The 22,807-nt window shown below is 72.3% G+C and carries 2 protein-coding genes; both read left to right on the top strand.

Features of this window, described 5'->3' with window-relative positions:
- The first annotated feature begins 6 nt into the window (after positions 1 to 6).
- Positions 7 to 804, top strand: a complete 798-nt coding sequence (locus tag Q3Y56_RS33445) for a phosphopantetheine-binding protein (protein WP_369696854.1) — start codon at positions 7 to 9, stop codon at positions 802 to 804.
- Positions 805 to 916: 112 nt separating this feature from the next.
- Complete coding sequence (locus Q3Y56_RS11725) at positions 917 to 22,738, top strand: type I polyketide synthase (RefSeq protein ID WP_304461894.1); 21,822 nt, start codon at positions 917 to 919, stop codon at positions 22,736 to 22,738.
- Positions 22,739 to 22,807 lie beyond the last annotated feature (69 nt).

Genomic DNA, 22,807 nt, shown 5'->3' with positions numbered 1-22,807 from the left:
GGCGGCATGGCGGGCGGCCTCGACGCGTCCGACCGGACCCGGATCTCCCGGGGCGGCTACGCGGCCCTGCCACAGGACGAGGGCCTGGCCCTGTTCGACCTGTCCGGGACCCTCGACGACGCCGTACTGGTCCCCATCGCGCTCGACGCGAACGCGCTGCGCGGCCAGGCCGCCGCCGGACTGCTGCCGCCGCTGCTGCGCGGCCTGGTCCGCACCCCGATCCGGCGCGCCACCGCCGAGCCGGGCGGCACGGCCAACGGAGCGGCGGCAGCGGCCGGGCCGGGCGCGCTCGCCGAGCGGCTGGCCGCGCTGCCGGCGGCCGAACGCGACCGCGAACTGCTCGACCTGGTCCTCACCCACGTCGCGGCCGTCCTCGGCCACGGCACGCCGGACGACGTCGACGCCACCCGCGGCTTCCTCGACCTCGGCTTCGACTCCCTCACCGCCGTGGACCTGCGCAACCGGCTCGGCGCCGCCGCCGGGCTGCGGCTGCCCGTCACGCTGATCTTCGACTACCCGACCCCCACCGCACTGGCCGGGCATCTGCGCGAAGAACTCGTCACGGACACCGCCGCCGCCCACCCGCCCGTCCACGCGGAACTCGACAAGCTCGAGGCGATCCTCGCCGCGATCGCCCCCGACGACGCCGAACGCCCCGGAATCACCACCCGCCTGCGGGATCTCCTGTCGAAGTGGAATGAAACGCACAGTGCAACGGACAGCGCCGCCGACGACCGCGAAATCCAGGACGCCACAGCAGACGAGATCTTCAGTCTTCTCGACGACGAGCTCGGGCTCTCCTGACCCGTTGCACCCGCTCCGCATGAGCGACCCGCTCCGCACAAGCGACCCGCTCCGCACGGGCGACCCGCTCCACATGGGCTTCTGGACTCTTCACACCGGGGGGATGGCGTAAATGGCGAACGAGGAGAAGTACCTGGAGTACCTCAAGCGGGCCACGGCCGACCTGCGCGAGGCACGGCGGCGGCTGCGCGAGGTCGAGGACCGCGAGCAGGAGCCCATCGCCATCGTCGCGATGAGCTGCCGCTACCCGGGCGGCGTCAGCACCCCCGAGGAGCTGTGGGACCTCGTCGCCCGCGGCGGCGACGCGGCCACGCCCTACCCCGCGAACCGCGGCTGGGGCACCGACGTCCTCTTCGAGCCCGACCCGGAGAGCGGCCACGACGCCTACGTCCGCGAGGGCGGCTTCCTCCACGACGCCGCCGACTTCGACGCCGCCTTCTTCGGCATCCCGCCGCGCGAGGCCCTCGCCATGGACCCCCAGCAGCGGCTGCTCCTGGAGACCTCCTGGGAGGCGTTCGAGCGGGCGGGCATCGACCCCGACACGCTGCGCGGCAGCCGCACCGGGGTCTTCGCGGGCGTGATGTACCACGACTACGCCTCGCGCCTGTTCTCCGTACCCGAAGACGTCGAAGGCTTCCTCGGCAACGGCAGCTCCGGCAGCATCGCCTCCGGCCGCGTCGCCTACACCTTCGGGCTCGAAGGCCCCGCCGTCACCATCGACACGGCCTGCTCGTCGTCCCTGGTCGCCCTGCACCTCGCCGCCCAGGCCCTGCGCCGGGGTGAGTGCACGCTCGCCCTGGCGGGCGGCGTCACGGTCATGTCCACTCCGGGGACGTTCACCGAGTTCAGCCGCCACCGCGGACTCGCCATCGACGGCCGCTGCAAGTCCTTCGCCGCCGCCGCCGACGGCACCGGCTGGGGTGAGGGCGCCGGCATGCTCCTGCTGGAGCGGCTGTCCGACGCCCGCGCCAACGGCCACCGGGTACTCGCCCTCGTACGCGGTAGCGCCATCAACCAGGACGGCGCCAGCAGCGGCCTCACCGCCCCCAACGGCCCGTCGCAGCAGCGCGTCATCCGCCAGGCGCTGGCCGGGGCCCGGCTCTCGGCGGGCCAGATCGACGCCGTCGAGGCGCACGGCACCGGCACCACGCTGGGCGACCCGATCGAGGCCCAGGCCCTGCTCGCCACCTACGGACGCCACCGGACCGCCGAGCAGCCGCCGCTGTGGCTCGGCTCCGTCAAGTCCAACCTCGGCCACACGCAGGCCGCCGCGGGCGTCGCCGGGATCATCAAGATGGTCATGGCGATGCGGTACGGCGTGCTGCCCAAGACCCTGCACGTCGACGCGCCCACCCCCGCCGTCGACTGGACGGCCGGCGCCGTCGAACTGCTGACCGAGGCCCGGCCGTGGCCCGAGACCGGCCAGCCGCGCCGCGCCGCCGTCTCCTCGTTCGGCATCAGCGGCACCAACGCCCACACGATCATCGAGCAGGCCCCGGACGAGGCGCCCCAGCCCACCGAGGAGGACGCCCCGGCGCCCGCCGCCGCGCTGCCCCTGTGGACGCTCTCCGCCAAGACCCCCACGGCACTGCGCGCCCAGGCCGAACGCCTCCGCGCGCACGTGGAGAACGACCCCGACCTGCCCCTCACCGATCTCGCCTACTCCCTCGCCACCGGCCGCGCCGCCTTCGAGCACCGCGCCGCCCTGGTGACGGACGACCGCGACGGCCTCCTGCGGGGCCTGGACGCACTGAGCCGCGAGGAGCCCGCCACCGGGCTCCGCCACGGCAAGGCCACCAGCGGCAAGGTGGCGTTCCTGTTCACGGGGCAGGGCAGTCAGCGGCTGGGGATGGGCCGTGAGCTGTACGAGGCGTATCCGGTCTTCGCGGAGGCGCTGGACGCGGTGTGCGCGGAGCTGGACGGGCATCTCGAGCGGCCGTTGAAGGACGTCCTGTTCGGCGAGGATGCCGGGCTGCTGGATCAGACGGGGTACACGCAGCCTGCGCTGTTTGCCGTCGAGGTGGCGCTGTTCCGGCTGGTCGAGGCGTGGGGGCTGCGGGCGGACTTCCTGTCGGGTCATTCGATCGGTGAGTTGGCGGCTGCGCATGTGGCGGGTGTGCTGTCGCTGTCTGACGCGTGTGTGCTGGTGGCGGCGCGTGGCCGGCTGATGCAGGAGCTGCCTGTCGGTGGCGCGATGGTCGCGGTTCAGGCGTCGGAGGCGGAGGTGCTGCCGCTGCTTTCCGACCGGGTGAGCATCGCCGCTGTCAACGGTCCGGTGTCGGTGGTCATCGCGGGTGACGAGGACGTGGCACTGGAGATCGCGACGCGTTTTGAGGCCGAGGGCCGTAAGACGAAGCGGCTTGCTGTCAGCCATGCGTTCCATTCGCCGCGTATGGACGGGATGGTGGAGGCGTTCCGTGCGGTCGCGGAGGGCCTGTCATATGAGGCGCCGAAGATCCCGATCGTGTCGGGTCTGACCGGTGGCGTGGTGGCCGCCGAGGAGATCACGACCCCCGACTTCTGGGTGCGGCACGTCCGCGAGGCCGTCCGCTTCCTCGACGGCGTACGGACGCTGGCCGCGAAGAACGTCACCACGTACGTGGAGCTGGGTCCGGACGGCGTCCTCACCGCCATGGCGCAGGACTGCCTGCCCGAGAGCGACGGGACGTTCGTGCCCCTGCTGCGGGCCGGCCGCCCGGAGATACGGAGCCTGGCCGCGGCCCTGGCCGAGGCCCATGTCCATGGTGTCTCCCCCGACTGGAACGCGGTGTTCGCCGGGACGGACGCGACCCGTACCGACCTTCCGCTCTACCCCTTCCAGCGCGAGACCTACTGGCTCGACGCCGGATACCTGACGGGCGACGTCACCTCCGCCGGGCTCGGCGCCGCGGACCATCCGCTGCTGGGCGCCGCGGTGGCCCTCGCCGACACCGACGGCTTCCTCTACACCGGCCGCCTGGCCCTCGACACCCACCCGTGGCTGGCCGATCACACAGTCGCGGGCTCGGTGCTGTTGCCGGGTACGGCGTTGGTGGAGTTGGCGGTGCGGGCCGGTGACCAGGTCGGTTGTGATCTGCTGGAGGAGTTGACGCTGGAGGCGCCGCTGGTGCTTCCCGAGGTGGGTGGGGTTCAGCTTCAGCTGTCGGTGGGGGCGCCGGATGCGTCGGGCCGTCGTGTGCTGTCGGTGTATTCGCGGTTCGAGGACGTGGTGGGGGAGGAGCCGTGGGTGCGGCATGCCTCGGGTGTGCTGGCGTCCGGTGCGGCGGCCGCTGATGTTGATCTGAGCGTGTGGCCTCCGGCGGGTGCGGAGGCGCTGCCGGTTGAGGGTCTGTACGAGGTCCTGGCCGAGGCCGGACTCGCGTACGGCCCCGTCTTCCGGGGGTTGACGTCCGCGTGGCGGTGCGGGGACGAGGTCTTCGCCGAACTGGCGCTGCCGGAGGAGGCGCGGTCGGAGGCTACGGCTTTCGGTTTGCATCCGGCGTTGCTGGATTCGGCGTTGCATGCGGTGGGGTTGGGTGGTCTGGTCGGGGGCGGCGAGGGTGCTCGGTTGCCGTTCTCGTGGGCTGGTGTGTCGCTGCATGCGGTGGGTGCGTCGGTGCTGCGGGTGCGGTTGTCGGCGGCGGGTTCGGATGGTGCGGTGGCGCTGGCGGCGGCCGATGGGGCCGGCCGTGCGGTGCTGTCGGTGGACTCGCTCGTCCTGCGGCCGGTGTCGGTCGAGCAGATCGACGGGGCGCGGGGTGGACGGCAGGAGTCGCTGTTCCGCCTGGACTGGACGGAGATGCAAGCCGAGCCCGCCTCGGGAACGGCGCTGGTGCGGTCCGCCCTGGTGGGCTCCGGCCGCCCGAACCTGGCCGCGGCCCTGGCCGGGGACCGTGCCGAGACGTACCCGGACCTGGCCGCGCTGATCACGGCCGTCGACTCCGGTACCGCAATGCCGGACGAGGTGCTCGTCCAGCTCACGGAGACCGGAACGGAGGCAACGGAGGCAGACGGCCCGGGGGCGGTGCACGCGGCCACTGCCGAGGTGTTGGCCCTGCTCCAGCAGTGGCTGGCCGATGAGCGCTTCGCCGACGCCCGCCTGGTCCTGCTGACCTCGGGCGCGGTGGCGGCTGGAACTGATGAGCCGGTGCGGGACCTGGTGCACGCGGCCGTCTGGGGCCTGGTGCGCTCCGCCCAGTCCGAGAACTCGGGCCGCTTCGCCCTGGTCGACGTGGCCGACGACGAGGCGTCGCTTGCGGCGCTGCCTGCCGCCTTGGCGGCCGAAGAACCCCAGGTCGCCGTACGTGGCGGTGTGCTGCGCGCGCCGCGTCTGGCGCGGGTGCCGTCCATGACCGACAGTGCCACGGCGGCCGCGTGGGACCCGGACGGCACGGTGCTGGTGACCGGCGCGAGCGGGCAGTTGGGCGGCCTGTTCGCGCGGCACCTGGTCGCGGAGCGCGGCGTACGGCGTCTGCTGCTGGTCAGCCGCCGGGGCGCGGAGGCGCCGGGCGCGGTGGAGTTGGCCGCTGAGCTTTCCGCGTTGGGCGCCGAGGTGGCCTGGGCAGCGTGCGATGTGGCTGACCGCGACGCGCTGGCGGAGGCGCTCGCGGCGATCCCGTCCGAGCATCCGCTGACGGGTGTGGTGCACACGGCCGGTGTGCTGGACGACGGCGTGATCGGTTCGCTGACGCCGGACCGGCTTGCCGCGGTGTTGCGGCCGAAGGTGGACGCGGCGTGGCATCTGCACGAGCTGACCGAGGGCCTGGACCTGTCGGCCTTCGTGCTGTTCTCGTCGGCCGCCGGCGTCTTCGGCGGCGCGGGCCAGGCCAATTACGCGGCGGCCAACGCCTTCCTGGACGCCCTCGCCCAGCACCGGGCGGCCCAGGGGCTGGCGGGTACGTCGCTGGCGTGGGGCCTGTGGGCCGCGTCCGGCGGTATGGCCGGTGTGCTGGACGACGCCGACGTGAGCCGGATGAACCGCGGCGGGATCACCGCGCTGACCGCCGAAGAAGGCGTCGAGCTGTTCGACGCCGCCGAGCGGGTCGGCGAGGCGCTGCTGGTCCCCGTGCGCATGGACCTGGCCGCGGTACGGGCCCAGGCACGCCGCTCCGGGGCCGTCGCCCCGCTGATGCGCGGGCTGATCCGCGTGTCGGGACGGCGTACGGCGGAGGGCACGGACGGGGCCGCCGCCACCGGTTCGCTGGTCCGGCGGCTCGCCGGACTCGGCGAGACCGAACGGCTGGACGTCCTGCTGGAACTGGTCCGTACCCAGGTCGCCGCCGTCCTCGGCCATGACTCGGCGGACGCCGTCGAGGCGGACCGGGCCTTCAAGGAGCTGGGCTTCGACTCCCTCACGGCCGTCGAGCTCCGCAACCGCGTGAACGCGGCCACCGGACTGCGGCTGCCCGCCACCCTGGTCTTCGACTATCCGACGTCCCTCGTCCTCGCCGAGCACCTCAGGGGTGAACTCGTGGGCGGCGGCGCCCAGGTGGACCTGGTCGCGCCGCGCCCCGGCGTCCGAGCCGCGGCCGACGAGGAGCCGATCGCCATCGTCGCGATGAGCTGCCGGTTCCCGGGCGGGGTCCGGACCCCCGAGGAGCTGTGGCGGCTCCTGGCGGGGGGCGAGGACGCGATCTCCGGATTCCCCGACGACCGCGGCTGGGACCTGGACGCGCTGTACCACCCGGACCCGGAGCACCCCGGCACCTCGTACACCCGCGAAGGCGGCTTCCTGCACGACGCCGCCGACTTCGACCCCACGTTCTTCGGCATCTCCCCGCGCGAGGCGCTGGCCACCGATCCGCAGCAGCGGCTGCTCCTGGAGATCTCCTGGGAGGCGTTCGAGCGCGCGGGCATCGACCCGGCCACACTGCGCGGCAGCAGGACCGGTGTCTTCGCGGGCGTGATGTACCACGACTACGCCTCCCTCGTGGAGCGGGCCCCGGACGGCGGCGGTGAAGGCGCGCTCGGTTCGGGCAGCACCGGCAGCATCGCCTCCGGCCGGGTGGCGTACACCTTCGGCCTCGAAGGCCCGGCGGTGACGGTGGACACGGCGTGCTCGTCGTCGCTGGTCGCGCTGCACTGGGCGATCCAGGCGCTGCGGCAGGGCGATTGCACGCTCGCCCTGGCGGGCGGTGTGACGGTGATGGCCACCCCCGGCACGTTCATCGGATTCAGCCGCCAGGGCGGTCTGTCCGCCGACGGCCGCTGCAAGGCGTTCTCGGCGGGCGCGGATGGTACGGGGTGGTCCGAGGGTGCGGGCATGTTGCTGGTGGAGCGGCTGTCGGACGCGCGGAGGAACGGGCATCCGGTGTTGGCGGTGGTGCGCGGCAGCGCGGTCAATCAGGACGGTGCCAGTAATGGGTTGACGGCGCCGAATGGTCCGTCGCAGCAGCGGGTGATTCGGCAGGCGCTGGCGAGTGCCGGGTTGTCGGTGGCTGATGTGGACGTGGTGGAGGCGCACGGTACGGGTACGACGTTGGGTGATCCGATCGAGGCGCAGGCGCTGCTGGCGACGTACGGTCAGGAGCGGCCGGAGGGCTCGCCGCTGCTGCTCGGTTCCATCAAGTCGAACATGGGCCACACCCAGGCGGCGGCCGGGGTCGCCGGGATCATCAAGATGGTCATGGCGATGCGGCATGGGGTGCTGCCGAAGACGTTGCATGTGGGGGAGCCGTCGCCGCATGTGGACTGGTCGGCGGGTGACGTTGAGCTGCTGACGGAGTCGGTGGCGTGGCCGGAGACCGGCCACCCGCGCCGCGCGGGCGTGTCGTCCTTCGGCATCAGCGGCACCAATGCCCACACGATCATCGAGCAGGCGCCGGCTGCCACCCGGGCGGAGACCTCGGGTGACGCGGCTGCTCCCGTGTCTCCCACGTCTCCCGTGTCTCCCACGTCTCCCGTATCTTCCGCGTCCCCCGTGACGCCGTGGCTGCTGTCGGCGAAGACCGCCGACGCGCTGCGTGCGCAGGCTGCACGGCTCCTCGTCCACGTCGGCGAGAACGCGGACATCGCCCTGGGCGACCTCGGCTACTCGCTCGCGACGGGCCGGGCACGCTTCGACCACCGCGCGGCGGTGGTGGGCGGTGACCGGGACGGTCTGCTGGCGGGGTTGGCTGCGCTGGCGGAGGGGCGCGGTGCGTCTGGTGTCGTCACGGACACGGTTGCGGCGGGCAAGGTGGCGTTCCTGTTCACGGGACAGGGGAGTCAGCGGCTGGGGATGGGCCGTGAGCTTTACGAGGCGTATCCGGTGTTCGCGGAGGCGCTGGACACGGTGTGCGCGGAGCTGGACCGGCACTTGGAGCGGCCGCTGCGTGGCGTGTTGTTCGGTGAGGATGCTGGACTGCTGGATCAGACGGTGTACACGCAGCCTGCGTTGTTTGCCGTCGAGGTGGCGTTGTTCCGTCTGGTGGAAGCCTGGGGTCTGCGGGCGGACTTCCTGTCCGGGCACTCGATCGGCGAGCTGGCGGCGGCGCATGTGGCGGGTGTGCTGTCTCTCGAAGACGCCTGCACATTGGTTGCTGCCCGTGGGCGTCTGATGCAGGAGCTGCCTGCTGGTGGCGCGATGATCGCGGTCCAGGCATCTGAGGACGAGGTGCTGCCGCTGCTTTCCGACCGGGTGAGTATCGCCGCCGTGAACGGTCCGGCGTCGGTCGTCATCGCGGGCGACGAGGATGTGGCGCTGGAGATCGCCGCGTCGTTTGAGGCGCAGGGGCGTAAGACGAAGCGGCTGACCGTGAGCCATGCGTTTCATTCGCCGCGTATCGACGGGATGGTGGGCGCGTTCCGGAAGGTTGCGGAGGGCCTTTCCTACGAGGCCCCGCGCATTCCGATCGTGTCGAACCTGACCGGTGGCGTGGTGGCCGCCGAGGAGATCACGACTGCCGACTTCTGGGTGCGGCACGTCCGCGAGGCCGTCCGTTTCCTGGATGGAGTACGGGCGTTGGAGGCGCAGGGCGTCACGACGTACGTGGAGCTGGGGCCGGACGGGGTGCTGTCCGCGATGGGTCAGGAGTGCCTGGCCGGAGACCCCGCCGTCTTCGTCCCCGTTCTCCGTGACGGCCGCGCGGAGGCGGACACGCTGACCATCGCTCTCGCGCGGGCGCATGTGCGTGGCGCGGCGGTGGACTGGGACGCCTACTTCGCCGGTACGGGGGCGGCCTCGGTCGCGCTGCCGACGTATGCCTTCCAGCGTGAGCGCTACTGGCCGGAAGTGTCGACGTACGGCCTGACCGGCACGGCGGGGGTGGGCCAGACGTCGGTCGATCACCCCCTGGTGGGTGCCGCCGTCGCGCTGGCCGACGGTGAGGGGCTGCTTCTCACAGGTCGGGTCGGGCTCGACTCGCACCCGTGGCTGGCCGATCACGTGGTGATGGGTTCGGTGTTGTTGCCGGGTACGGCGTTGGTGGAGTTGGCGGTGCGGGCCGGTGACCAGGTCGGTTGTGATCTGCTGGAGGAGTTGACGCTGGAGGCGCCGCTGGTGCTTCCCGAGGTGGGTGGGGTTCAGCTTCAGCTGTCGGTGGGGGCGCAGGATGCGTCGGGCCGTCGTCCGCTGTCGGTGTATTCGCGGTTCGAGGACGTGGTGGGGGAGGAGCCGTGGGTGCGGCATGCCTCGGGTGTGCTGGCGTCCGGTGCGGCGGCCGCTGATGTTGATCTGAGTGTGTGGCCTCCGGCGGGTGCGGAGGCGCTGCCGGTTGAGGGCCTGTACGAGGCCCTGGCCGAGGCCGGACTCGCCTACGGCCCCGTCTTCCGGGGGCTGACGTCCGCGTGGCGGCTTGGGGGCGAGGTGTTCGCGGAGCTGGCGCTGCCGGAGGAGGCGCGGTCGGAGGCCACGGCTTTCGGTTTGCATCCGGCGTTGTTGGATTCGGCGTTGCATGCGGTGGGGTTGGGTGGTCTGGTCGGGGGCGGCGAGGGTGCTCGGTTGCCGTTCTCGTGGGCTGGTGTGTCGCTGCATGCGGTGGGTGCGTCGGTGCTGCGGGTGCGGTTGTCGGCGGCGGGTTCGGATGGTGCGGTGGCGCTGGCGGTGGCCGATGGGTCCGGTCGTGCGGTGCTGTCGGTGGATTCGTTGGTGTTGCGGCCGGTGTCGGCCGCGCAGATCGACGGCGCGCGCGGTGGTGGACGGCAGGAATCCCTGTACCGCCTGGACTGGACCGACCTACAGGCCGCCGCTCCCACCGGCCCCGCTCAGGCCCGACGCTGGGCCGTCCTCGGGTCCGGCGGTCTCGGGGCCCGCGCCGCGGGCGCCGACACCCTCGCGTACGCGGACCTCGCGGAGCTGTCCGACGAGCTGGCCGTCGACGATGCCGAGACGCCCGGGTTCGTGTTCGTCACGCCTGGCGACGCGGGTGCGGATCCGGATGCGGTGCATCGGGCGACGGTTGAGGCGTTGGGGCTGGTGCAGGCCTGGCTGGCGGATGAGCGCTTGTCTGATGCGCGCCTGGTTGTGGTGACGTCGGGCGCGGTGGCCGCGCGTGCGGGTGAGTCGGTCGATGATCTGGCCGGTGCGGCGGTGTGGGGCCTGGTGCGTTCGGCACAGGCTGAGAACCCCGGCCGTTTCGTGCTGGTGGACGTGGAGGGCGACGCCGATGCGGACGCCGATCACGAGGCGTCGCTGAACGCGCTGTCCGTCGCCCTGTCCTCGGGTGAGCCGCAGGTTGCCGTACGCGGCGGTGCGGTGCGGGCGCCGCGTCTGGTGCGCGCCGTGCCGGACTCCGGGTACGAGGCGCCCGCGCTGGACGCCGGCGGCACGGTGCTGGTGACGGGCGCGAGCGGGCAGTTGGGCGGCCTGTTCGCGCGGCACCTGGTCGCGGAGCGCGGCGTACGGCGTCTGCTGCTGGTCAGCCGCCGGGGCGCGGAGGCGCCCGGGGCGGCGGAACTCTCGGCCGAGCTGTCGGCTCTGGGCGCCGAGGTGTCGTGGGCGGCGTGTGACGCGGCCGACCGCGACGCGCTGGCCGGGGTGTTGGCCGGGGTACCTGCCGCGTATCCGCTGACGGGTGTGGTGCACACGGCCGGTGTGCTGGACGACGGCGTGATCGGTTCGCTGTCGCCGGACCGGCTTGCCGCGGTGTTGCGGCCGAAGGTGGACGCGGCGTGGCATCTGCACGAGCTGACCGAGGGCATGGACCTGTCGGCCTTCGTGTTGTTCTCGTCGGCTGCCGGTGTGTTCGGTAACGCGGGGCAGGCCAATTACGCGGCGGCGAACGCCTACGTGGACGCGTTGGCGCAGTACCGGGTGGCGCGTGGTCTGGCGGGCACGTCGTTGGCGTGGGGCTTGTGGGCCGATGGCGACGGTGACGGTATGGCCGCTGGGCTGGGCGAGGCCGATGTGTCCCGGATGAGCCGGGGTGGCGTCGCGGCACTGACCCAGGCCGAGGGCCTGGAACTGTTCGACGCGGCGAGGGGCACGGGCGAGGCGCTCCTCGTGCCGATGCGCCTGGACGTGGCCGCACTGCGCGGTCAGGCGGGTTCCGGCACGCTGTCCCCGCTGCTGAGCGGACTGGTCCGGGTGCCCGTACGCCGTACTGCGCAGGGCGCGGCGGCCGCCGGCGGTGCGCTGGCGCGGCGGTTGGCCGGGCGCAGAGAGGCCGAACAGCTCGACATCCTGCTGGAGCTGGTCCGTACCCAGGTCGCGGCCGTGCTCGGATACGCCGATCCGACCGCGGTCGAAGCCGAACGGTCCTTCCGTGAGTTGGGTTTCGACTCGCTGACGGCGGTGGAGCTGCGGAATCTGGTGGGTGGGGCGTGTGAATTGCGGCTGCCCGCGACGTTGGTTTTCGACTATCCGACGCCGGTGGTGCTGGCGGAGTTCTTGCGGTCGGAGATGGTGGGGTCGGTGGCTGGGGCTGCCGGGCCGGTGGTGCTCCGGGCGCGTGTGGATGACGAGCCGATCGCGATTGTGGGTGTGGGGTGTCGTTATCCGGGTGGTGTGGCGTCGCCGGAGGATTTGTGGCGGCTGGTGATGGAGGGCCGGGATGCGATTTCGCCGTTCCCGACCGACCGTGGCTGGGACCTGGAATCGCTGTATCACGAGGACCCCGAACATCCCGGAACCTCGTACGCCCGTGAGGGGGGATTCGTCGACGAGGCGAGTCATTTCGACCCGGGATTCTTCGGGATTTCGCCGCGTGAGGCTCTTGCGATGGATCCGCAGCAGCGGTTGCTGTTGGAGACGTCGTGGGAGGCGTTCGAGCGCGCGGGGATCGATCCGGTGGCGCTGCGTGGGAGCCGGACCGGTGTCTTCGCGGGCGTCATGTACCACGACTACGCCTCGCTGCTGGAGCGGGTGCCCGAGGGAGTCGAAGGGTTCCTCGGGACGGGGAATGCGGCGAGTGTGATCTCGGGGCGTTTGTCGTACACGTTTGGGCTTGAGGGTCCGGCGGTGACGGTGGATACGGCGTGTTCGTCGTCGTTGGTGGCGTTGCATATGGCGGTGCAGGCGCTGCGTAGTGGTGAGTGTGAGTTGGCGCTTGCCGGTGGTGTGACGGTGATGGCGACTCCGGCGGCGTTTGTGGAGTTCAGTCGTCAGCGTGGGTTGGCGGCTGATGGTCGGTGCAAGGCGTTCGCGGCGGGTGCGGATGGTACGGGGTGGTCCGAGGGTGCGGGCATGTTGCTGGTGGAGCGGCTGTCGGACGCGCGGAGGAACGGGCATCCGGTGTTGGCGGTGGTGCGCGGCAGCGCCATCAATCAGGACGGCGCCAGTAATGGGCTGACGGCGCCGAATGGTCCGTCGCAGCAGCGGGTGATTCGGCAGGCGCTGGCGAGTGCCGGGTTGTCGGTGGCTGATGTGGACGTGGTGGAGGCGCACGGTACGGGTACGACGTTGGGTGATCCGATCGAGGCGCAGGCGCTGCTGGCGACGTACGGTCAGGAGCGGCCGGAGGGCTCGCCGCTGCTGCTCGGTTCCATCAAGTCGAACGTGGGCCACACGCAGGCTGCCGCCGGGGTCGCCGGGATCATCAAGATGGTCATGGCGATGCGGCATGGGGTGCTGCCGAAGACGTTGCATGTGGGGGAGCCGTCGCCGCATGTGGACTGGTCGGCGGGTGAGGTTGAGCTGCTGAGGGAGTCGGTGGCGTGGCCGGAGACGGGGCGTCCGCGTCGTGCGGCGGTGTCGTCGTTCGGATTCAGCGGCACCAACGCCCACACCATCATCGAACAGGCCCCGGCTGACCACCGGGCGGAGACCTCGGATGACGCGGTTGCTCCCGCCTCTCCCTTGTCTCCCGCGCTCCGCGTGACGCCGTGGCTGCTGTCGGCGAAGACCGCCGACGCGCTGCGTGCGCAGGCCGCACGGCTCCTCGCCCACGTCGGCGAGAACGGGGACGTCGCCCTGGGCGACCTCGGCTACTCACTCGCGACGGCGCGTACCGCTCTGGAGCACCGCGCGGCGGTGGTGGGCGGTGACCGGGATGCTCTGCTGGCCGGGTTGGCTGCGCTGGCGGAGGGGCGCGGCGCGGCTGGTGTCGTCACGGACACGGTTGCGGCGGGCAAGGTGGCGTTCCTGTTCACGGGGCAGGGCAGCCAGCGGCTGGGGATGGGCCGTGAGCTGTATGACGCCTACCCCGTCTTCGCCGAGGCGCTGGACGCGGTCTGCGCGGAGCTGGATGGGCATCTCGAGCGGCCGTTGAAGGATGTCCTGTTCGGCGAGGATGCCGGGCTGCTGGATCAGACGGGATACACGCAGCCTGCGCTGTTCGCGGTCGAGGTGGCGTTGTTCCGTGTGGTGGAGGCGTGGGGTCTGACGCCGGACTTCCTGTCGGGTCATTCGATCGGTGAGCTGGCGGCCGCGCATGTGGCGGGTGTGCTGTCTCTCGAAGACGCCTGCACATTGGTTGCTGCCCGTGGGCGTCTGATGCAGGAGCTACCTGCCGGTGGCGCGATGATCGCCCTCCAGGCGTCGGAGGACGAGGTCCTTCCGCTGCTGACCGAGCGCGTGAGCATCGCCGCCCTCAACGGCCCGACGTCAGTCGTCATCGCCGGTGACGAGGATGCGGCGCTGGAGATCGCCGCGCGGTTCGAGGCTGACGGCCGTAAGACGAAGCGGCTGGCCGTCAGCCACGCGTTCCACTCGCCCCGTATGGACGGGATGGTGGAGGCGTTCCGGGAGGTCGCGGAGGGGCTGTCGTACGAGGCTCCTCGTACCCCCATCGTCTCCAACCTCACCGGCGCCGTGGTCTCCGCCGAGGAGATCGCGACCGCCGATTTCTGGGTGCGGCATGTCCGCGAGGCGGTCCGTTTCCTCGATGGCGTTCGCACGCTCGAAGCGCAGGGCGTCACCACGTACGTCGAACTCGGCCCGGACGGGGTCCTGTCCGCAATGGCGCAGGAGTGCGTGACCGGCGAGGACGCCGCCTTCGTACCCGTGCTGCGCAAGGACCGGGCCGAGGCCGAGACGGCGACCGCCGCCCTCGCTCGCGCGCACGTCCGTGGCGTGCCCGTGGACTGGACGGCGTACTTCGCCGGGACCGGCGCCCAGCGCGTCGACCTGACCGAACTGCCCACGTACGCCTTCCAGCGCCGCCGCTACTGGCCGGAGTTCGCCGCCGTCGGCGCGAGTGGCACGGCCGGGTTGGGGCTGGCGGCCGTGGACCACCCGCTGGTCGGCGCGGCGGTGCCGCTCGCCGGTGGTGAGGGGCTGCTGCTGACCGGTCGCCTGTCGGTGCAGTCGCAGCCCTGGCTGGCGGACCACGCCGTCATGGGCTCCGTCCTGCTGCCCGGTACGGCCTTCGTGGAGTTGGCGATCCGCGCCGGTGATCAGGTCGGCTGCGACCGGCTCGAAGAGCTCACGCTGGAGGCGCCGTTGGTGCTTCCCGAGGTGGGCGGCGTGCAGCTCCAGCTGTCGGTGGGCGCGCCGGACGGATCCGGGCGGCGCTCGTTCGAGGTGTACGCGCGGGTGGACGACGCTGCCGCAGAAGCCGTCTGGTCGCGACACGCCTCCGGCGTGCTGGCTTCTGGCTCTCCGGTCGCCGACTTCGACCTGGCGGCGTGGCCCCCGGCGGGTGCCGAGCCGGTCGGCGTCGACGGCCTGTACGAGGGGCTGGCGGACCTCGGACTCGCCTACGGGCCTGTCTTCCAGGGGCTTCGGGCCGCGTGGCGGCGCGGGGGCGAGGTGTTCGCGGAACTGGCGCTGCCCGAGGCGGCCGATGCGGGCCGGTTCGGTCTGCATCCGGCGTTGTTGGATTCGGCGTTGCATGCGGTGGGGCTGGGTGGCTTGGTCGGGGGCGGCGAGGGTGCTCGGTTGCCGTTCTCGTGGGCTGGTGTGTCGCTGCATGCGGTGGGTGCGTCGGTGTTGCGGGTGCGGTTGTCGGCGGCGGGTTCGGATGGTGCGGTGGCGCTGGCGGTGGCCGATGGGTCCGGTCGTGCGGTGCTGTCGGTGGATTCGTTGGTGTTGCGGCCGGTGTCGGCCGCGCAGATCGACGATGCTCGGGGCGGTGGACGGCAGGAGTCGCTGTTCCGCGTCGACTGGGCCGAGATCGCCGCCGACTCGGGTGCTACCACGGACAACGCCCGCCGCGCGGTCCTCGGTTTGGGGGCACCTCCCAGCGGCAGCGCTGGGGGAGTCTTCGGGCTGGCCGGGATCGGCTCCGATGCGGCGGTCTACACGGACCTGGCGGCGCTGGGCGAGGCGATCACCTCCGGCGACGGCGGGGCGCCGGACGATGTCCTCGTCGCTCTCGCTCCCGCCGCTGGTGCCGGTGCGGACGAGGTGCACCAGGCGACGGCCGAGACGCTGGCACTCGTTCAGGACTGGCTGGCCGATGAACGGTTGACCGACTCCCGACTGGTCCTGGTGACCTCGGGCGCCGTGTCCACGCGGACGGGTGAGCCGGTCAACGACCTGGCCGGTGCCGCTGTATGGGGGCTGGTGCGCTCCGCGCAAGCGGAGAACCCGGGGCGCTTCGCCCTGGTGGACGTCGAGCCCGATGACGAGGCCTCGTTGGCGGCGCTTCGCGCCGCGCTGGCCTCGGGGGAGCCGCAGGTGGCCGTCCGAGGCGGTCTCCTGACGGCGCCGCGTCTGGCGCGGATGGCAGCTGGGGCCGCGACAGAGACTTCCGCGACAGAGACTTCCGTGGCAGAGGGTTTCGCGGCAGAGGCTTCCATGGACTACGGCTTCGCTGCCGGTGGCACGGTGCTGGTGACCGGCGCCAGTGGCACGCTGGGCCGCCTGTTCACGCGGCATCTGGTCGCCGAGCACGGCGTACGGCATCTGCTGCTGGTCAGCCGCCGGGGCGCCGAGGCACCCGGGGCCGCCCACCTCACCACCGAACTCGCCGCGATGGGCGCGGAGGTGTCGTGGGCCGCGTGTGACGTGGCCGACCGGGACGCCCTTGCCGGTGTCTTGGCCGCCGTCCCGGCCGAGCACCCGGTGACCGGCGTCATCCACACCGCCGGTGTGCTGGACGACGGCGTCATCGGCTCCCTCACCCCCGAACGGCTCGCCACCGTCTTGCGCCCGAAGGTCGACGCCGCCTGGCATCTGCACGAGCTGACGCAGGGCCTGAACCTCTCTGCCTTCGTCCTGTTCTCCTCCGCCGCAGGGGTCTTCGGCAACGCGGGCCAGGGCAACTACGCCGCCGCCAACACCTTCCTGGACGCCCTGGCGCAGCACCGCCGGGGCCACGGCTTGGCGGCCACCTCCCTTGCCTGGGGCCTGTGGGCCGCTGACGGCGGTGACGGTGACGGTATGGCCGGCGAGTTGGGCGAGGCCGACGTGTCCCGGATGGGGCGTGGCGGTGTCGCCGCCCTCACCGCGACCGAGGGCCTGGAACTGTTCGACGCCGCCGGCCGTACGGACGAAGCGCTGCTGATCCCGCTGCGTATGGATCTCGCGGCCGTACGGGCACAGGCAGACGCCTCCGGCGCGGTCGCACCGCTGCTGCGCGGCCTCGTCCGCGTACCGGGGCGTCGTACGGCGGAGGACGCGGCCGCCGGCGGTGCGCTAGCGCGGCGGCTCACCGGGCTCGGCGAGGAGGAGCAGCTCGCTGTCCTGCTGGAGCTGGTCCGTACCCAGGTCGCCGCTGTCCTCGGCCACGACTCCGCCGAATCGGTGCAGCCGCACCACTCGTTCCGTGAGTTGGGTTTCGACTCGCTGACGGCGGTGGAGCTGCGGAATCTGGTGGGCGGGGCGTGTGAGCTGCGGCTGCCCGCGACGTTGGTTTTCGACTATCCGACGCCGGTGGTGCTGGCGGAGTTCTTGCGGTCGGAGATGGTGGGGTCGGTGGCTGAGGCTGCCGGGCCGGTGGTCGTGCGGTCTGTGGACGATGAGCCGATCGCGATTGTGGGTCTGGGGTGTCGTTATCCGGGTGGTGTGGCGTCGCCGGAGGATTTGTGGCGGCTGGTGGTGGAGGGCCGGGATGCGATTTCGCCGTTCCCGGCGGATCGTGGTTGGGACCTGGCATCGCTGTACCACGAGGACCCCGAACACCCCGGAACCTCGTACACCCGCGAAGGCGGGTTCGTGGACGACGCGGGCTTCTTCGACGCGTCTTTCTTCGGGATTTCGCCGCGTGAGGCTCTTGCGATGGATCCGCAGCAGCGGTTGCTGTTGGAGACGTCGTGGGAGGCGTTCGAGCGGGCGGGGATCGATCCGGTGGCGCTGCGTGGGAGCCGGACCGGTGTCTTCGCAGGCGTGATGTACCACGACTACGCCTCCTCGCTGCCGACACTGCCGGAAGGTGTCGAGGGATTCGTCGGGACGGGGAATGCGGCGAGTGTGATCTCGGGGCGTTTGTCGTACACGTTTGGGCTTGAGGGTCCGGCGGTGACGGTGGATACGGCGTGTTCGTCGTCGTTGGTGGCGTTGCATATGGCGGTGCAGGCGCTGCGTAGTGGTGAGTGTGAGTTGGCGCTTGCTGGTGGTGTGACGGTGATGGCGACTCCGGCGGCGTTTGTGGAGTTCAGTCGTCAGCGTGGGTTGGCGGCTGATGGTCGGTGCAAGGCGTTCTCGGCGGGCGCGGATGGTACGGGTTGGTCCGAGGGTGCGGGCATGCTGCTGGTGGAGCGGCTGTCGGACGCGCGCAGGAACGGGCACCCGGTTCTCGCCGTGGTGCGGGGCAGCGCGATCAATCAGGACGGTGCCAGTAACGGTCTGACGGCGCCGAATGGTCCGTCGCAGCAGCGGGTGATTCGGCAGGCGCTGGCCAATGCGGGCCTGACGGCCACCGATGTGGACGTGGTGGAGGCGCACGGTACGGGGACGACGCTCGGTGACCCGATCGAGGCGCAGGCGCTGCTGACGACGTACGGCCAGGAGCGGCCGGAGGGTCGGCCGCTGTGGCTGGGCTCCTTCAAGTCGAATGTCGGTCACACGCAGGCCGCGGCCGGTGTCGGCGGCATCATCAAGATGGTCATGGCGATGCGGCATGGAGTGCTGCCGCGGACGCTGCATGCCGATGAGCCCTCGCCGCACATCGACTGGTCGGCGGGTGAGGTTGAGCTGCTGAGGGAGTCGGTGGCGTGGCCGGAGACGGGGCGTCCGCGTCGTGCGGCCGTGTCGTCGTTCGGATTCAGCGGCACCAACGCCCACACCATCATCGAACAGGCCCCGGAGGCCCCGGAGGCCACAGAAACGGACGGCCCCGCCTCTCGCGATGTGGCAGCCGTCGTGCGGCTCGTGACGGCGTGGCCGCTGTCGGCGAAGACCACTGACGCGCTGCGCGCCCAGGCCGCCCGACTGCACACGTACCTGGACGACCGTCCAGAGATCGCGTTGTCCGACCTCGGCTACTCGCTGGCGACCACACGTGCGTCGCTGGACCACCGCGCGGTGCTGATCGCGGGGGAGCGGGACGGGTTCGCGAGCGGCCTGACGGCGCTGGCTGCCGGGGAGTCCGCTCCGGGCCTGGTCGAGGGCTCGGTGGCGGACGGCAAGGTGGCGTTCCTGTTCACGGGGCAGGGGAGTCAGCGGCTGGGGATGGGCCGCGAGCTGTACGCGGCGTATCCGGTGTTCGCGGCGGCGCTGGACGCGGTGTGTGCGGAGCTGGACGGGCATCTCGAGCGGCCGTTGAAGGATGTCCTGTTCGGTGAGGATGCCGGGCTGCTGGATCAGACGGTGTACACGCAACCCGCGTTGTTCGCGGTTGAGGTGGCGTTGTTCCGTCTGGTAGAGGCGTGGGGCCTGCGGGCCGACTTCCTGTCCGGGCACTCGATCGGTGAGCTGGTGGCCGCGCATGTCGCCGGGGTGCTGTCGCTGTCGGACGCGTGCGCGCTGGTGGCGGCCCGCGGTCGTCTGATGCAGGAGCTGCCTGCCGGTGGCGCGATGATCGGGCTCCAGGCGTCGGAGGACGAGGTACTGCCTCTGCTCACCGAGCGCGTGAGCATCGCCGCGCTCAACGGCCCGACGTCGGTCGTCATCGCTGGTGACGAGGACGTGGCGCTGGGGATCGCGGGGTCCTTCGAGGCTCAGGGCCGTAAGACGAAGCGGCTTGCTGTCAGCCATGCGTTCCATTCGCCCCGTATGGACCCGATGCTGGAGGCGTTTCGGGAGGTCGCGGAGGGCCTGTCGTATGAGGCGCCGCGCATTCCGATTGCGTCGGGTCTGACCGGTGGCGTGGTGTCCGCCGAGGAGATCGCGACCGCCGATTTCTGGGTGCGGCATGTCCGCGAGGCCGTGCGTTTCCTTGACGGCGTCCGCACGCTCGAAGCGCAGGGCGTCACCACCTTCGTCGAACTCGGCCCGGACGGTGTCCTGTCCGCGATGGCGCAGGAGTGCGTGACCGGCGAGGATGCCGCCTTTGTACCGGCGCTCCGTGCCGGACGTCCCGAGGCCGAGACGCTGACCGCCGCCCTCGCGCAGGCCCACGTCCGGGGCGCCGGTGTGGACTGGGCGGCGTACTTCGCCGGGACCGGCGCCCAGCGCGTCGACCTGGCCGAACTGCCCACGTATGCCTTCCAGCGCCGCCGCTACTGGTTGGAGGCCCCCGCCGGAGCCGTCGGCGACGTGGTCTCGGCCGGGCTCGGTGCCACGGACCACCCGCTGCTGGGCGCGGCGGTGGACCTGCCGGACTCGGACGGGGTCCTGTTCACCGGGCGGCTGTCCCTGCAGAGCCACCCCTGGCTGGCCGACCACGCCGTCATGGACACCGTGCTGCTGCCCGGCACCGCGTTCGTGGAGCTGGCGATCCGCGCCGGTGAACAGGTCGGCTGCGACGTGCTGGAGGAACTGACCCTCGAAGCGCCGCTCATCCTTCCGGAGCGCGGCGGCGTCCAACTGCGGGTCTCGGTCGACGCGCCCGACGCGTCCGGACGGCGCGAGCTGACCGTCTACTCCCGGCCCGACCGGCCCGACCGGCATGCCGGGCCCGCGGACGACACCGCGGACATGCAATGGACCCGGCACGCGGCCGGTGTGCTCGCCGATCCCGGCGTCGCCGGGGCCGCCGCCGCGGCCACGTCCCCCGTCGGTCTGGAGGTCTGGCCCCCGGCCGGTGCCGAGCCGGTCGACGTCGACGGTCTCTATGACGGCCTCGCCGCCCTTGGGCTCAGCTATGGGCCGGAGTTCCAGGGCCTGCGGGCCGCCTGGCGGCACGGCGACGACGTGTACGCGGAGGTCGCGCTCGGCGACGGGCAGCGGGCCGACGCCCGGTCCTACGGGCTGCATCCCGCGCTCCTGGACGCCGCGCTGCACGCGGTCGGCCTGGGGGCACCTCCTGGGGGCACCTCCCGGACGGAGTCCGGGGGAGGCCGCGCTGGGGGAGGCTTCTTCGCGGCCGAGGACGAGGCCGCCGGGCGGGCCCGGCTGCCGTTCGCGTGGGACGGGGTGCGACTGCACGCGGTCGGCGCGGGCGCGCTGCGGGTGCGGGTCTCCCCGGCCGGGCAGGGCGCGGTGTCGCTGGCGGTCGCCGACGAGGCCGGTACACCGGTCGCCTCGGTCGGCTCGCTCGCGCTCCGGCCGGTCGACGCCGACCAGTTCACCGTCGCGCGCGGCGGGCACCACGAGGCGCTGTTCGCTCTCGACTGGGCCGCGCTGCCCCTGCCCGCCCCCGCCACGGCGCCGGCACTCCCGGCCGACTCCGGCACGTGGGCCGTCCTCGGTGGCGGCGGTGACCTCAAGGTGGCGGACGTCCTGTCGGACGCGGGTGTCGAGGCCGAGACGTACGCGGACCTGGCCGCGCTCGCCGAGGAGGTGGACACGTACGGCGTGGCGCCGGAGTTGGTCCTTCTGCTGTGCGTACCGGACCTGACCGCGTCTGCCCACACCCCCGCGGCCGTGCACGCTGCCACCAGCCGGGTGCTGACCGTCGTCCGGGAGTGGATCGCCGACGAGCGGTTCGCCGAGTCGCGACTGGTGCTGCTCACGTGCGGGGCGGCGGCCGTTGACGCCGCCGAGTCCGTGGACGATCTGGCGCACGCCGCCGCGTGGGGCCTGGTGCGCTCCGCGCAGGCCGAACACCCCGGCCGCTTCATGCTCGTGGACGTCGACGGGGCGGAGAGTTCCCTGCGGGTGCTCGCCTCGGCGCTGGCCTCCGACGACGAGCCGCAACTGGCCGTCCGCGCGGGCGAGGTCTACGCGCCCCGCCTGGCACGGGTGCCGTCCCTCGCCCCCGCCCCCACCCCCCTCCCCGCCCTCGACCCCAACGGCACCGTGCTCATCACCGGCGCCTCCGGCACCCTCGGCGGGCTGCTGGCCCGGCACCTGGTGGTCGAGCGCGGCGCGCGGCATCTGCTGCTGACCAGCCGCCGCGGCCCGGACACCCCCGGCGCCGCCGCCCTGCGCGACGAACTCACGGCCCTCGGCGCCCAGGTGACCGTCGCCGCCTGCGACGTCGCCGACCGTGACGCGCTCGTCGCGCTGCTGGCCGCCGTGCCGGCAGCGCACCCGCTGACCGCCGTGATCCACTCGGCCGGAGTGCTGGACGACGGCGTCATCGACGCCCTGACCCCGGAGCGGCTGGCGGCGGTCCTGCGGCCGAAGGCCGACGCGGCGTGGCACCTGCACGAGCTCACCCAGGGCCTGGACCTGTCCGCGTTCGTGCTGTTCTCCTCCGCGGCCGGTGTCTTCGGCAACCCGGGGCAGGCCAACTACGCGGCGGCGAACACCTTCCTCGACGCGCTCGCCCAGCACCGCCGGGCCCAGGGCCTGCCCGCCGTATCGCTGGCCTGGGGCCTGTGGGACGACGATGAGGGCGGCATGGCCGCCACCCTCGGTGACACCGACCGGCAGCGCATCAACCGCGGCAGCATGGCCGCGCTCAGCACCGCCCAGGGCCTGGCGCTCTTCGACGTGGCGAGCCTCACCGATCGGGCGCTGCTGATCCCCGCCGCGCTGGACATCGCCGCCCTACGCGCACAGGCCGCCGCGCCCGGCGCCGTCGTGCCACCGCTGCTGCGGGGGCTGATCCGTACCCCGGCGCGCCGCGCCGCGGCCGCCAATAACCAGGGCACGGGCCGCGGTACGGGCGGCGGTACGGGCCGCGACGAGGCGGCGAGCCTCGCCGAGCGGCTCGCGGGCCTGTCCCCGGCCGAGCGCGACCGCTACCTGCTCAACCTGGTCTGCGCGCAGGTGGCCACCGTCCTGGGGCACAGCGGGGCGGCGGCCGTCGAACCCGGCGCGGCCTTCAAGGAACTGGGCTTCGACTCGCTCACGGCGGTCGAACTCCGCAACCGGCTGGGCGCGGCCACCGGACTCCGGCTGCCCGCCACACTGATCTTCGACTATCCGACTCCCGGCGCCCTGGCCGACCACCTGCGCGCGGCGCTGCCGCACGACGCGCACGGCGGCGGTCCGTCCGTCTTCAGCGAACTCGACCGTCTCGAAGCCGCCCTGGCCACGGCCACGGCCGGCGACGACAGCGTCACCCGGTCGCGGATCACGATGCGCCTGCAAGCCCTCATGGCGAAGTGGAACGACGCCCAGGACGCGACGCCGACCGAGGGTGCCGGCGACGACGAAGACCTCGCATCGGCGACCGACGACGAACTCTTCGACCTGCTCGACGACGAGCTCGGCTCCTCCTGAACGGGAGCGCACCGACCAGATGAGCACGACCTCCCCTTCCGCCTCTTCCGCAGGAATTCGCAAGGAGCC

The sequence above is a fragment of the Streptomyces sp. XD-27 genome (genome assembly GCF_030553055.1).
GTDB lineage: Bacteria > Actinomycetota > Actinomycetes > Streptomycetales > Streptomycetaceae > Streptomyces.
The sequence above is the reverse complement of the archived record's forward strand: the minus strand, read 5'-3'. Positions and strand labels throughout refer to the sequence as shown.

Bases quoted from the DNA above. Each gene is read 5' to 3' on its own strand.
- Q3Y56_RS33445 (WP_369696854.1), top strand. From the start codon at position 7: ATGGCGGGCGGCCTCGACGCGTCCGACCGGACCCGGATCTCCCGGGGC.
- Q3Y56_RS11725 (WP_304461894.1), top strand. From the start codon at position 917: ATGGCGAACGAGGAGAAGTACCTGGAGTACCTCAAGCGGGCCACGGCC.